This is a genomic window from Romboutsia lituseburensis (genome assembly GCF_024723825.1).
In the GTDB taxonomy this organism is placed as follows: domain Bacteria; phylum Bacillota; class Clostridia; order Peptostreptococcales; family Peptostreptococcaceae; genus Romboutsia_F; species Romboutsia_F lituseburensis_A.
This window is the reverse complement of the sequence record NZ_JANQBQ010000001.1, coordinates 3,149,962-3,164,671: the sequence shown is the minus strand read 5'-3', so window position 1 is coordinate 3,164,671 and position 14,710 is coordinate 3,149,962. Positions and strand designations below refer to the sequence as shown.

General features: G+C 26.9%; 12 protein-coding genes. 1 reads left to right on the top strand and 11 read right to left on the bottom strand.

Annotated elements, in window-relative coordinates:
* Positions 1-72 precede the first annotated feature (72 nt).
* Positions 73-1,113 carry a selenide, water dikinase SelD gene (selD, locus tag NWE74_RS15315; RefSeq protein ID WP_258243839.1) on the bottom strand — a complete coding sequence of 347 codons (1,041 nt, stop codon included), beginning with the start codon at positions 1,111-1,113 and terminating at the stop codon, positions 73-75.
* Between the two features lie 117 nt (positions 1,114-1,230).
* Positions 1,231-1,881: a helix-hairpin-helix domain-containing protein gene (locus NWE74_RS15310; RefSeq protein WP_258243838.1), complete on the bottom strand. Its 651-nt coding sequence runs from the start codon at positions 1,879-1,881 to the stop codon at positions 1,231-1,233.
* Between the two features lie 80 nt (positions 1,882-1,961).
* On the opposite strand from NWE74_RS15310, the gene NWE74_RS15305 reads away from it, so the two are divergent.
* Positions 1,962-3,284, top strand: a complete 1,323-nt coding sequence (locus NWE74_RS15305) for a D-alanyl-D-alanine carboxypeptidase family protein (RefSeq protein WP_258243837.1) — start codon at positions 1,962-1,964, stop codon at positions 3,282-3,284.
* Positions 3,285-3,313: 29 nt separating this feature from the next.
* On the opposite strand, the gene NWE74_RS15300 is transcribed toward NWE74_RS15305, so the two are convergent.
* From NWE74_RS15300 to ilvA, 9 genes are all read right to left on the bottom strand, one after another.
* Complete coding sequence (locus NWE74_RS15300; protein ID WP_258243836.1) at positions 3,314-3,871, bottom strand: hypothetical protein; 558 nt, start codon at positions 3,869-3,871, stop codon at positions 3,314-3,316.
* Between the two features lie 26 nt (positions 3,872-3,897).
* The gene (locus NWE74_RS15295; RefSeq protein WP_258243835.1) at positions 3,898-5,856 is read right to left on the bottom strand and encodes an MBL fold metallo-hydrolase; all 1,959 of its coding nucleotides are present in this window, start codon (positions 5,854-5,856) and stop codon (positions 3,898-3,900) included.
* A gap of 2 nt (positions 5,857-5,858) precedes the next feature.
* Entirely contained in the window at positions 5,859-7,469 is a 1,611-nt protein-coding gene (locus NWE74_RS15290; RefSeq protein WP_258243834.1) for a hypothetical protein, read from the bottom strand.
* 13 nt (positions 7,470-7,482) lie between these two features.
* Positions 7,483-9,171, bottom strand: coding sequence for an Hsp70 family protein (locus NWE74_RS15285; protein ID WP_258243833.1), 1,689 nt, complete (start codon positions 9,169-9,171; stop codon positions 7,483-7,485).
* A 3-nt stretch (positions 9,172-9,174) separates the two neighbouring features.
* Positions 9,175-10,323: an MICOS complex subunit MIC60 gene (locus NWE74_RS15280; RefSeq protein WP_258243832.1), complete on the bottom strand. Its 1,149-nt coding sequence runs from the start codon at positions 10,321-10,323 to the stop codon at positions 9,175-9,177.
* Positions 10,324-10,553: 230 nt separating this feature from the next.
* A complete protein-coding gene (gene sdaAA, locus NWE74_RS15275) occupies positions 10,554-11,432 on the bottom strand; it encodes an L-serine ammonia-lyase, iron-sulfur-dependent, subunit alpha (RefSeq protein ID WP_258243831.1) in 879 nt (292 codons plus the stop codon).
* Positions 11,433-11,453: 21 nt separating this feature from the next.
* On the bottom strand, positions 11,454-12,128 hold the full coding sequence (gene sdaAB, locus NWE74_RS15270; RefSeq protein WP_258243830.1) for an L-serine ammonia-lyase, iron-sulfur-dependent subunit beta: 675 nt from the start codon (positions 12,126-12,128) through the stop codon (positions 11,454-11,456).
* 357 nt (positions 12,129-12,485) lie between these two features.
* Positions 12,486-12,866 (bottom strand): RidA family protein, encoded by a 381-nt coding sequence (locus tag NWE74_RS15265; RefSeq protein WP_258243829.1) that lies wholly within the window; start codon positions 12,864-12,866, stop codon positions 12,486-12,488.
* A 218-nt stretch (positions 12,867-13,084) separates the two neighbouring features.
* Positions 13,085-14,302, bottom strand: coding sequence for a threonine ammonia-lyase (ilvA, locus tag NWE74_RS15260; RefSeq protein ID WP_258243828.1), 1,218 nt, complete (start codon positions 14,300-14,302; stop codon positions 13,085-13,087).
* Between the last annotated feature and the right edge of the window lie 408 nt (positions 14,303-14,710).

Sequence of the window (14,710 nt, the reverse complement as noted above, 5' to 3'; positions counted from 1 at the left end):
ATTTTGATAGTTTTATATTTTATTTTTATACAAATATTTTTGGGTTTTTCATACTAGAGAGCATCTAAAATTTTAATTTACTATAATATATTTATCTTGCTTCTCTTTTACTTCCCCTATTATTTTAGCTTCTATAGAACCATTTTTTTTCATATCTTCTACAAGTTTTTCAGCTAAATCTGAACTAACTGAAACTAATAATCCTCCTGATGTTTGAGGATCATATAATATATCTTCTATTTCAGTTTTTATGTTGTTAGTATCTACATCTTTTCCTATATACTCTTTATTTCTATACATACCAGCAGGTATTATTCCCATGCTAGCCATTTCTATAGCTCCTTCTATTACTGGAACTTCTTTAGAATTTATTTCTATACTTACGTTTGAAGCTTTAGCCATTTCTAATGCATGTCCTAAAAGTCCAAAACCTGTAACATCCGTTGCTGAATTAACTTTTATATTATTAAAACTCATTGCCGCATATTTATTCAAATGAACCATAACATCAACTACGTACTTAGCAATTTTCTCATCAACTAAGCCTTCTTTCATAGCAGTATTTAGTATCCCAACACCTATAGGTTTTGTGAGTATTAATTTATCGCCTATCTTAGCTGTTGCATTTGATAAAACATTATTAGGATGAACTATTCCAGATACCGAAAGACCATATTTAGGCTCTTTATCATCAACAGTATGACCTCCAACTAATAGGGCACCACTTTCTTTTACTTTATCAAATCCACCCTTAAGTATTTCGGCTAGTACATTCATATCATTACACGACGGAAAACACACTATATTCATTGCCACTATTGGAGTTCCTCCCATAGCATATACGTCTGATAATGAATTTGATGCTGCAATTTGCCCAAATATATAAGGATCGTCTACCATAGGTGTAAAAAAATCTAATGTCTGTATTAATGCACTACTATCATTTAATTTATAAACAGCAGCATCATCCGAAGTTTCTAATCCAACTAATAAGTTATCTGTATTTGTATTTTTAGGTAATTGCGCTAATACTGAAGCCAGAACCTCTGGCCCTATTTTAGCCGCTCATCCACCTGATGTTGTCATATCTGTAAGTTTTTTTCTAATATCCATTTGCCTATCTCCTTGAGTTATCTTTTACATACATATAATATCATATTTTATTATAATATTTATTAATTTGATTAGATTATTTTATTTATTAAGTTTATTACTTATTAATACCTAATTCTACTTAATAGTAATCATATCCTTTATATTTTCGTATTTTTTGTCGCCTATTCCATTTACATCTTTTATTTCTTCAGTAGATTTAAATTTTCCCTTTTCTTCCCTATAATTTATAATTTTTGTCGCTGTTGCTTCCCCTACACCAGGTAATGAATCAAGTTCTTTTATGTCAGCTTCATTTATATTAACTAAATTATTTTCTTCATTTTTCGTATTTATACTATTTTCACTGCTAGATACTTCTATATTTTCGCCTATTTTAGGTATTATATAGTGCTTTTCATCCTCTATCTTCATAGCCAAATTTATCTTATTTAAATCAGCATCCTGCGTAAATCCACCTAATTTATTAACTGCATCTGCTAAACGTTTATCTGAATTGATAGTTACTACTCCTGGATTATTAACTTCTCCACTTACAAATATAGTTACCTCCTTAACTATATTTGTATTTTCTTGTGTATTTTTTATATCCTTTTCTTTTTCTAATTTATCATTATTTTTGCCGTCTACATGCTGAATTTTTTCTTGCTCGCTTTCACTTACAACATTAACATTTTCATTAATATCTAAATTTCCACTAAAAAATATTCCTATCGTAGCAACAATAATTATAACTACTATTACACCAACATTTATTATAGCCTTCAAAATAAAATCACTCCTTCATTTTAATTATTGACTAAAATATGTTATACTAAAATATAAGTTTTAAATTTGGAGGTTATTAAATGAAAAAAAGACTATCAATTTTAGTTGCATTTCTTATGGTCTTCACCTCTATGCTAGGGGCTACAGGAAAATCATTTGCTAATAATACAAAGCTTGATTTGACTGCAAAATATGCGGTTTTAATGGATTATGAAACTGGGGAAGTATTATATGGTAAAAATAGAAATGAAAAACTTTATCCTGCTTCTACTACTAAAGTTTGGACTGCTCATGTTGTATTAAAACATGTACCAGATCTAAGTCAAGTAATAGAAATCAAAGATTTACCACCAATAGATGGTTCTAGTATGTATTTAAGAAATGGTGAATCTTTTACAGTGAGAGACTTATTAAATGCCCTTTTAGTTCACTCATCTAACGATGCTGCTTATGTACTTGCTACATATGTAAGTGGTAGCAAATCAGAATTTGTAAAGTTAATGAATGAAGAGGCTAAAGCTATAGGCGCTAAAAATACTCACTTTAACAATCCACACGGATTACCAGATAAAGAACATTATACTACAGCTTATGATATGGCTTTAATGGCAAGAGAAGCTATGAGTGATGAAGTTTTCAGAAATATTGTAAAAACAAAAACTTTAACATTCGAAGCAACTGAGGCATATCCTTATGCTAGAATCTTTAAAAATACTAATAAATTTTTAAGTTCTAATGAAAAAATCAAGTATAAAGGCGAAGAAATAAATATTCAATATGATATCGTTGATGGAATTAAAACAGGTTATACGGATGATGCCGGTAGATGCCTGTTATCTAGTGGTGTAAAAAATAATATGAGACTCATATCTGCTGTTTTCAAAACTAATGGAAATAACTTATATTTAGATTCTAGAACTTTATTAGATTACGGATTTGAGAATTACTATACAACTACTATAGTTGAAAAAGAGAAATTTACAAATAGTAAAAAAGTTTTACTTAGTAAGCAAGGTGAATTAGTCTATGAACCAGAATATAGTTATAAAACAATTTTACCTAATGGAACTAAGCCAAAAGATTATACTACAAATATCAAATTAGACAAAATTGATTTACCTATTCATAAAGGGGATAAAGTAGGAGTTTTGGAAGTATCTAATGGAGATAAATTAGAACATACAATAAATTTAGTTGCTAAAGATAATGTAAACAGCATATTTGGTATAATAACAGAAAATAAAGCAATTATGTCAGCTGTCAAACTGGCTTTAGCTGGATTAGGTGCATTAGTCATTTTTATTTTACTTATTATTTTAAGAAAAAAATCTAAAAAAAGAAAAAAATATAATTCATCTATATACTCTAATAAAACAAAACATCCTAAAAAAAGAAGAAGATAAAAAAAGTAGCAATTTTAATTGCTACTTTTTTAACTTTTAGCTAAAATATCTATTAATAATAAACTTCTAAAATATTTTTGCATATATCCATTTCCTTTAAATATATTTTCTATAGTTGGAATTAACTCTCTACAAAGTTGCTTATAACCTAATTTGTTTTTACTTTCATCATCTAAACCTTCTAAAAATATACACTTTATTATATCATTATTGTTAGACTTTATATACGCTTCATACTTCCATTGTTTTCCGACTTGTTCAAATAAATTTTCATCACCAAATAATATAGGAGTTAACGTCATCATATATCCATATACCCATAAAAAGTCAGGTTCGTTTCTAAAAAACTTAAGTCCAAAGTCAAATAATTCATCTAGTATTTTTTTAAATTCATCTTTATCAATATCTTTATTGTCGACTAAATCTCCCTGATCTATAGATATAGCCCAACATAAAAAACTTGTTCTTAATAGCTTTTTTATATTATACTTCTCTATACTCCATTGTTTATACATGTATATTCTTGCATCATTCCATTTCTCACTATTTTCAAAATCATCTGCAAACGTCCATTCCCAATTAAGCATAGCATCAACCCTCTTATTTTTATTATTTAAACATTATATAAATCATCATACAATTTTATTCCTTTACCATGAACCATTATTAAGTTTTCAGGTTTTATCATATTTATCGTTTTTAATAAATCTTCATAATTTGCATGAGATGATAAGGTAATATCAACAAGATTTATAGATATAGAATCATAAGCATTTAGCTTACGCTCTAATAAATTCTTGCCTATAGTCTTACATTTTAAGATTGTTACCATATTTTTATCATTTAATGCTAGATTAAAATACTTTTCTGCTAAACTAATATCATTAATTAGGCCTGAACTTACTATTATAATATCATTTTCATAATACTTTTCCTCTATGCTTTTTCTTTTATTATAATTTAGTTGATTATTTGCAATTACATTATTTTTTACTTTATTATAATATTCATTAACCTTTGTTGCTGATCCATCTACAAGTACATTAGCTTTTATTGTACTGTTATTAATTAACTCATAATATTCTTGTGCTATTCCTACTGAAAATGATGGAACAATTACCTTCTTATTATTTTTTATTGATAAGTCTACAAAATACGTAAATAGTTTTTTATTGTATATATATGGAAGATCTATATCTTTGTATCCGCAAGTAGTCTCCATAATTAAGTAATCTGCATCTTTAAACTCATAAAAATTATTTTGATCTATATATTGAGTAGTACATTGTCTATTAAATGAAAAATCACCTGTGTAAACAATTTTTTTATTATTAAACTCTACACAAACCCCTATAGATCCTTTTATATGATTCGTAGGGAAAAATTTAATATTTAAATTTCCAATTTTAAATATATCATAATCTTTTTTTATTTTAACCTTACTTTCATCTATATTTATTGTTTTTGCTACGATATTTATTATGTTATAAGTGTCTTTAGTCATATATATTTCATCTACATATTCTTGAACAACATCCAAACTACCATAATGATCTAAATGTGCATGACTAATTATAATTGACTTAATCTTTTCTCTAGGAATTTCATTTTCATTTATAAAGTTTTCGATATTTATTTTTTCTAATTTCAAATTATTAATGTGAGCTCCACAATCAATTATTAGATATTCATCATTAATTCTTAACAAATGCATACTAACTAATGATTTTGATTTATAGCTAACTATTTCAACATTATCATCCTTAAAATCATATTTAGATATGTTTTTTGGTATATATCTAATTTCACTCTCTTTAATATCTATAGATTCTAGTAATACCTTGCCTATGTATGTTTCAAGATTATCACAAGGTAACATTTTATAAAAGTCTATTTCATCTTCTTTAAATTCTAAAATCAAACTACATAAATCAGATAAAGTAGGTAAATTTAGTTCTAGTAAAATATTTGATATATCTAGCATCTCATTTCTATATGATTTTAAATGTCGTTCTTGTATATTATTTTTTCCATCATTAAAAATATCTTTTTTTCTATCTCTAATTAAATTTATTAAAATATATAAATATTTTTTTCTCTTATCTTTTAAATTTTCTATATTACTTTGAATGTCATCGATTAAAGTTATATCTACTCCAAAGTATATCAATATATTTATAATATCATCTGGTTGTGATTTGTTTGAGTTTATGATATCTATTATTTTTTCTTTATTGTTTATAAAAGTAAAGTGTGCTTGACTATATAATCCTAAATTTAAAAGGGATAATGTAGCATATATTATCCCTGTGCTATTTTGATTAAAATTAAAACTTTGTAATCCATATTGAAATGCCAATAAATACTCACCTAAATTATATTTTATATAAGATAAAACTTCTAAAAAATCATTTTTGCCTTTTTGTATATATAATACATTTTCAACAAAACAATCTATTTCTTTTAAATTTTTTATCTCTGCTATATTATAATTTTCTAATGTATAGTATATATCTTGCTCTATTTTTTCAACGTTAGATTCTGTCAGTATAATATCTTTATATTTATACATAACTATTTCGGCGGATCTACACTTAATCTTTTTAACATAGAAATCGCTTTAAATTTAAGTCTTTTATTGCACTCTTCATTTTCTATAATAAAAAATAGTATATCTATAAATTCATCTTTATTTTTATCATTAAGCAATCTTTCAACTAAATTTAAAAGTGATGTATAAACTTCATCAGAAAATTTTTTATATGTTTTTTTATTTATTCCTATATAGTCTTTTATCATATTTAATGTTATATTTTTGAAATTAAATTTTGGCTTGTCACATAGTTCATAAGCACCATTTATAGCTTTTATAACTTTTTCTTCATCATCACTGCTTAAATATTCATCGTATACTGATTTTATTGAGTATCTTAATAATTGACTACTTTTATATGCACAATCTCTTATCATAGAAAATATTTGACGACTATCATAATAATTTTCTTCTAAAAATTCTTTTACTAAATCAATAGAATCCTCTTCTTTTCCAAGGCTACACATAGCCGCATGGCAATAAACTTTTTTAGTTGTATCATATTTGTTTTGTTCTATTAAATCTAATACTTGTTTACTTGCTCCTTTTCTAGAAGCCCATTGTGCTAATGTTACCAACGCTGTACCAATTTCTATAGAATTACAGTTATATTTACTTAAAATGTCAACTATAATTTCTTCTACTCTTGGTGAATTCGAATATCTTATTGCTAAAAATGCATTTTTTCTTGTAGCATTATTGTTCATCCATGATAAAAAACAACTTTCAAAGTCTTTATCTACATCCCAATTTTTAGCTTTCTTAATCATTGTATCTAGTGTAACATTTTCATTAGTTTTACAGCTTGGTATAATTCTACTTATTATTTTTCTTGCTTGTTTATTTATATTAGGCATTTCTAAATATTCTTCAGCTTTTTTTATCGAATCTTTTCCAAATGATTTTGTAAAATTATGTATAAAGTATTTAGCCATTTGAACCTCAGTATTATCAGCTTCTTGAGTTAAACTTATTAACTTCAATGAATAATCCATACAAATTTCATTATTATCACTCATAAATGCCTTTAATGCTTGTAGCCTTGTATCTCCTTTTGTATGCCTATCATATACAATTTTAAGTAAATCTGTATCTTTTATTTTTCCACAAGCATTTATAAGTATCATAATTTGATAATCCCATGACCATTCTTCCAATATAAACATAATAGTATCTTTATATTCTTGGCATATATTTTTCTTATATATATCTGATATAACAGTACCTATAGTTTCTATTAATGAGTTATTTGTTACTATTAGACTATTAATTACTTTAGAAGTATATAAAATAGCTTCAATTGGACATGTCTTTTCATTTGTCATTTCTTGTGCAATATACTTTAAATCTAATTCTAATTCATGTAGCTTTCCATTATTTATATTTCCTATATTTAATTTTTCATACATCTTAACTAATCCTTCTATATGATATGATTCAAAATTCCAGTAAAATAATTTATTATTACATGTATTTGTACTTTCTCCACCACTCATCTGTACTTCATTTATATCCTTTAAACTAATGAAAGATTTTGGGATACTTATACTATTTTTATAGTTTTCTAGATCTTCTAAGCTTTTTAATATCACAAAAATCCCCCCTTTACATTGCATCCTTTTCTTTTAAATCTACTTCTTGCTTTAGCTCTATCTTTTCACCATCTACATCTACAGACAGTCTTAAATATTTATCTTTATCTATAGAAAAATCTATATCAATTGGAGTTCCTGGTTTTTTAGGTGTTTTAAAATATGCTTTATATTTTCTTTGAATTCTCATCTTAGAATCGTACTGATCTATACCAGCATAAAGATTAATCTCTACCCCAGATGGACTTGTTGTTTTTAATGCTCCCTTTAACTTGCCTTCATAAGGTACTTCCTGATTTGAGTTAATGATTACAACTGGTAAACCTTCTTTTACATCAATCATTATAGCCTCAGCTAAGACCCTAGTTAATTCAAATTTTTTCTCTTCTGTTATACTTACCTCTTCATTATATTCATTTTCAATTGGATATCTTTGTACTCTATTTATTATAGTTTCATAATAATCATATATAGCTGCCCCTTTTGCAACTGAACTTAAAGGATCTGTAGAATTAATGACTTGATCATCTTTTAATTCTAAAATATTTCTTATTTTATCCTTGATTACTTGGTATTTAGTCATTCCACCTGTTAAAAATAAATAATCAATACTCTCTTTACTTATATTATAATCTCTTAAGGTATTTAGAATCGGATCAACTATATTTTTTTTATTTTCTTCATCTGATCTTTTATTACTATATTTAGATTTTATAAAAAACTCTTCTATGCATTCATCATATTCTTCTTTATTTATGCAAAATTGAACTGGATCTTCTCCATAAAAATTCATTATATAGTGGTCAAAACTTTCTCCAAAATAACAATTCATTTCTAAATCTGAAGATATTCTTTCTTTAGCTTTTTCAGCAAATATTCTTAAATGTCTAACCATACGCTCTCTATCTTCTTTATTTAATAAATGATAATCTAAATTATATAAATTTAAAAATTCATTTAATTTAATTAGCGCTACTTTATTGTCAAAATCGATACCACCTAATTCATCATATCTACCTATTGCAACTTCAGTAAATTCAACTTTTCTTCCTTCTTGAGTTACATCAACTATAGCTATGTCGCATGTTCCTCCACCTAAATCAAAAACTAATATTCTTGTTGGCTTAGAAAGATTTACTTGCCTCTGATTTTCTATTAAATTAGATTGTTCATTTATAAAATCGATAAGAGCTGATGTTGGCTCCGGTATAAGATTTACAATTTTAAAACCGACTTCTAGTGCAGCATCTTTTGTATCTTTTATTTGATCAGTGTTAAAAGATGCAGGAACTGTTATAGTTACATTTTCTACTTCCTTTCCTTGATTATATCTTTTCATAGAATCTCTACAAGTTTTAAGCATCTGTTTAGCTACTTCTTTAGCTGTATACTCTGAATTACCTAATAACCATGTTTTGTTACTACCTATATATCGTTTTGTATTATACAATACTTTCTTTGAAGCTTGCGATTTTATATTTTTGGCAATCTTACCTACATATTCTTTTCCATTTTCATCTACATATAGTACCGATGGCAATATAAACTCAGTCGTAGGACATTTATTTTCATCAACTTGCATAATTTGAATTATCTGAGACTGTATTAATCCATTAAACAATACATTTCCTTTCGATACAACAGTATTTGTTGTTCCTAAATCAATACCAAAATAAGTTTCATTCGACGTATTAATTTCCATAAACTACTCCCCCCTTACATTTACATATGGTTTTAAAATCTCTGTGCTATTATAAAACCATGATGGATATATGACATTTCCTTCACATAACTTTATATCAGAAATATCCTTATTTAACCTATAATTATAAAAAGAATACTCTTCTATAGATACACTGGATCCTAATTTTATAGTTTCTCTAGGAGATATTCCCATTTGTCTAAAAACATTAAAGAAGTTTGTTGCTATAAACATTAAATTTTGTTCTTTTGAACCCTTACAGTAACAATATAGTCTATCTAGTAAATTCCCATTAGTATCATCATTCATATTTTTTACTAGATCTACCAAAGCTTTTTCATATTGGATCTTACCATAATTTAATAAGTCTATATTATCCTTTTGAAGCTTAGTAATTTCATTTTGAAAACATATTTCTTTATCCATATGTTCATTTATAATAGAATTTGTAATATCAATTTCTTTTTTTAATTTTTCTATTTCCTGTCTTAATTGTATGTTTTCTTGTATTATTGATTCATTATTTAGGATTACGTTTTCCCGACTTTGAATTTCACTATTTATTATTTTAGTTTCTAAATTTATTTTAACTTTCTTTCTTCTTTCAACTTCTTTTACCGTTTTTTCTAGAGCATTTTTTAATTCTTTATCATTCTTCATCATGTTTTCTCTACATAAATTCATTAATTTTTTTTCTTTGAAATAGTAATCTAAATCATTTAAAATAATATCTTTTTCTGCTATTTTTAGATCATTTAATTCTAATTCACTTTGAATAAATTTACTTAATTCTTGTTTAGATACATTTTCATTTTCCATGATAATATTCATAGCATATAATTCAACTAGCATTGATATTATAAACTTTTCACTTTTTATCATTTCAAATCCTTCATCCTTTGCTATTTTATATGGTAATTTTCTAGATTTTATATATTTAGATAAAATTAAAAATTTATTATTTATATCTATATTCCATTTTTTCATATAATCATTAAAGTTGGATTTTATAACATCGTAGTATTCACCTGTAGATTCATTAAATGCTGATATATTTAAAAATATGTTTAAATCATTGGTAAATTCGATCTTATTTTTAGTTATATCGAATTCTCTAATTACATCTCTTATTCCTATAGCTATATTGTTCAATATTAATCTCCCTTCATTTATGATTTTATTCAATATATCCACCATCTAATAGAATTCTATTTTTTTGTCAAAATTCCTTCTTTTTTAATAAAATTTTAAATATACCCATTTTAGTTTTTTCATATAGATATATTCTAACTACTGATTAACAGTTATAATTTAATCGTAATTTTCTTATACAAAAAAAGCTGATATATATATACATATCAGCTTTCTAAAATTTGAATTAATTATCCAAATATTTTTTTAGTTAATGAGCACCCTGTGCAAGTAGCAGCTACTCCACCTAATGCAGTTTCTCTTAGTTCCATTGGAAGTGTTTTACCAACTTTGTACATTGCTGCAACTGTCTCATCAAATGGTATTATATTTAATATTCCTGCTAAAGATAATTCAGCAGATATTAAAGCATTTGCAACACCTATTGCATTTCTACCTTGACAAGGAGCTTCAACAAGTCCTGCTATTGGGTCACATACAAGTCCCATAACATTTTGTAAACAGTGAGATGCAGCGTGTATAGCTTGCTCAGCTGATCCACCCATCATTTCTACAACACCAGCAGCAGCCATAGCAGCAGCAGCACCTGTTTCAGCTTGACATCCGCCTTCTGCTCCAGCTACTGTAGCATTTCTAGTTATTATAACACCGATTGCAGAAGCTGCAAATAAAGCATCTATCATTTCATCATCACTGAATCCATATTCTTTACCTATAGTAACAACTGCTCCTGGAAGTATACCACAAGAACCTGCAGTTGGTGCAGCAACTATTAGACCCATAGAAGCATTAACCTCCATAGTACCCATTGCAGCTACCATAGCTTTATTCATTAATTCTCCGCATACACTTCTTGAAGATGATCTAAATGCAGTTAACTTTTTAGCTTCTCCACCTATAAGACCACCCATAGATTTTATGTCTTCTTCTACAGCTTTTTCTGTAGCTGCTTTCATTATGTTTAAACTAACTCTCATTTGTTCTCTTACTTCTTCTGTAGATTTTCCTGAAAGTTCAGCCTCTCTTTCAACACATATTTCATGTATTTTAAGATTAAATTCTTTACATTTTTGTATTAATTCCGCTCCGCTTGTGAAGTTATATTTCATTTTATTGTCTCTCCTTACTCATTAGAATTTGTCTAAAACTACAACCTTAGCTATTACTTCAAATTTTCTTAATTGTTCTACTATGTCTTGATCTAACTTGTCATCAGTTTCTATTGTAACAAATGTGTACTCAGACTTAGCTGGCTTGTTAGTTGACATATTTGCTATGTTTTTGTTGTTATGAGCAAGTAATCCTGTTACAAACGATACTGCACCTGGTATATCTTTTATTTCTAAAACTACAGCAGCTCTTGATCCGTTAAAGTCTAGTGCTAATCCGTCCATTTCAGTAAGCTTTATGTTACCTCCACCTATAGAAGCACCCATAACACTTGATGTTGATCCATCTTCTAAAACCATTTCCATTTTAACTGTATTAGGATGTGCGCTTTCACCTAAATCTATTTTTATAAACTCAAATTTAACTCCAGCTTCTTCAGCTAATTTGAAAGAATCTTTTATTCTTGCATCATCTGGTGCAAATCCTAGTATTCCTCCAACTAATGCTTTATCAGTACCATGACCTTTATATGTCTCTGCAAAAGAACCATGAAGTAAGAATTTTACTTCTTTTACTGGCTTCCCTGCTATTTTAGAAGCAGTTTTTCCTAATCTAGCTGCTCCTGCCGTATGAGAACTAGATGGCCCTATCATATTAGGCCCTACGATATCAAATACACTATAATCTTTAGCCATTATTTTACCTCTTTCTTTTCTTAGATGTCTTTTTTTAATGTTAATTACTCTTTAATGTCAACTATCTGAAATTAATCTGATTTTGGGATATTTATACATTAGTTTTAGATCTTTAATTATATTAATATTATTTATCTAAAATCTACATATATACACATTTTATTTATATCCTAAATTTTAATATATAAACCAGATATCATAAATTCTTATTTTACAATATCTAACGATTTCCAGTTAAAATTTTTTGCGTTTAAATCATTTACTAGATACCAATGTGAAACTTCCATTTACTGTAAATTTTAATATTTTAATTGTAAAATGGCCAGTTATTAATCTGGCCACTTTACTGTATTAAAATTATCCTATAGCTATTACTTCTATTTCAACTTTAACGTCTTTTGGTAATCTAGCTACTTCTACACAAGCTCTAGCAGGCTTGTTTTCTCCGAAGTATTCAGCGTAAACTTCATTTATTTGAGCAAATTCATTCATATCTTTTATGAACACTGTAGATTTAACAACATGTGAAAAATCTAATCCAGCTTCAGCTAATATAGCTTGAACGTTCTTTAAAGATTGAGCAGCCTGAGCTTTAACATCTCCTTCTACTATTTCCATAGTTTCTGGTACAAATGGAACTTGTCCAGATACGAATAACATGTTTCCAGCCTTTACAGCTTGAGAGTATGGTCCTATTGCTTTAGGAGCATTGTCAGTATGTATTACTTGATGTTTCATTTTACAGTTTCCTCCTTATAAATATAATTCCTATGTATATAGTACTCTATTTCATATACTATTATACTATTATATTTGTCATTATGTACATATTTTTTTGAAATACAGGCTAAAATTATAATCTTTTTTTTAGTATATATTTAGCCTGTATTTAAAATCTAAATTTATTTTAAAAATATTATCTATATTTGTATTATTTTATTTATATCTATATTAAATTACATTTCAGTTATTTCAAATCCAGCTTCTTTTACAGCTTTTGTTATTTGTTCTATATGTTCATTTGAGAAAGTCTCTAATACTATTTCAGCTGATTGCTTTCCTAATGCTCCACCTATAGCTAATCTTGATAAATTAGCACTTAATATATTTCCACTATTATCACTTATTACCTTAGTTAATTCTGCAAGTCCGCCTGGCTTATCTTGAACTACTGTATTGAATGTAAATCTTCTTCCTTCTTTGGCTAATGCTGTTCCTATAACTCTGTATAATGTGTTAACATCAACGTTTCCTCCAGATATTATACATACAACATTTTCTCCAGCTTTAGGAGCATACTTTTTACTTAATAATGCTGCTGTAGTTACTGCTCCAGATCCTTCTGCAACAACTTTTTGGTTTTCCATTAAGTATAACATTCCTTGTGCTATTTCATCTTCTTCTACAACTATAACTTCATCAACTAATTCTTTTATTATTTCGAAAGTCATATCTCCTGGAGTTTTAACTGCTATACCATCTGCTATTGTTGTATCTTTAAATGCTGTTGTAACTTGTCCATTTGCAACAGATTCTTTCATTGAAGGTATATTTGCAGTTTGAACACCTACTATCTTAACATTAGGATTTAAAGCTTTAGCTGCTACAGCTACACCAGCTATTATTCCCCCTCCACCGATTGGGCATAATATAGTATCAACTTTGTTATCTAATTGTTCAAATATTTCAAGAGCCATTGTTCCTTGACCAGCTATAACTTCTTTATCATTGAATGGATGTAAGAAAGTAGCACCTGTTTCTTTTTGTATTTCTACAGCTTTTGCATAAGCATCATCGTATACTAATCCGTTTAAAACAACTTCTGCTCCGTATCCTTTAGTTGCTGTAACTTTTGCAAGTGGTGCAGTTGCTGGCATTACTATTGTAGCTTTTATTCCACTCATTTTTGCCCCTAATGCAACCCCTTGAGCATGATTACCAGCACTTGATGCTATAACACCGTTTGCCTTTTCTTGTTCAGTTAAACTAGCTATCTTGTTACAAGCCCCTCTTACTTTAAAAGAACCAGTTTTTTGTAAGTTTTCACATTTATAGAAAACATTTGCCCCAGTCATAGCGCTAAGTTTAACACTTTCTAATACATCAGTTTTCTTAACTATATCTTTTATGGTTTCTCTAGCGTCTTTTATATCTTGTAAAGTAACTTTTGTCATCGTATTAATTCTCCCTTTTTATATAATATAATTTTATTTTTAAAATTTAATCGTTGTAATTTGTTCTTGCTTTAACAATTTTTATTCTATACTTTTTTTTTACAAAAATCAACAGGAAATCGCTTTTTCGTAATCTTTTTATTTTTCTAAATTAATTGCATTTTTAAAACAATTCCACGCTCCACATTATTAATCAAAATATTTTCCTATTTTTTCTTTATTTTTTTAAATTGTATAATGTATCTTTCATGTTTTTAAATAATTTTTTTAATTTCACAAAATTTTAAACTTTATTTTTTATTTTTTAAATTTATTAAATTTTTAATACTTATTATTATCTTTTGTTTTTATATGCTTTAATAAACCTTAAAAATAATATTATTTACTTAAAATATCCTATATTAAAAT

Bases quoted from the DNA above. Each gene is read 5' to 3' on its own strand.
- NWE74_RS15265 (WP_258243829.1), bottom strand. From the start codon at position 12,866: ATGAAACATCAAGTAATACATACTGACAATGCTCCTAAAGCAATAGGA.
- NWE74_RS15285 (WP_258243833.1), bottom strand. From the start codon at position 9,171: ATGGAAATTAATACGTCGAATGAAACTTATTTTGGTATTGATTTAGGA.
- NWE74_RS15295 (WP_258243835.1), bottom strand. From the start codon at position 5,856: ATGTATAAATATAAAGATATTATACTGACAGAATCTAACGTTGAAAAA.
- ilvA (WP_258243828.1), bottom strand. From the start codon at position 14,302: ATGACAAAAGTTACTTTACAAGATATAAAAGACGCTAGAGAAACCATA.
- sdaAA (WP_258243831.1), bottom strand. From the start codon at position 11,432: ATGAAATATAACTTCACAAGCGGAGCGGAATTAATACAAAAATGTAAA.
- NWE74_RS15300 (WP_258243836.1), bottom strand. From the start codon at position 3,871: ATGCTTAATTGGGAATGGACGTTTGCAGATGATTTTGAAAATAGTGAG.
- NWE74_RS15305 (WP_258243837.1), top strand. From the start codon at position 1,962: ATGAAAAAAAGACTATCAATTTTAGTTGCATTTCTTATGGTCTTCACC.
- sdaAB (WP_258243830.1), bottom strand. From the start codon at position 12,128: ATGGCTAAAGATTATAGTGTATTTGATATCGTAGGGCCTAATATGATA.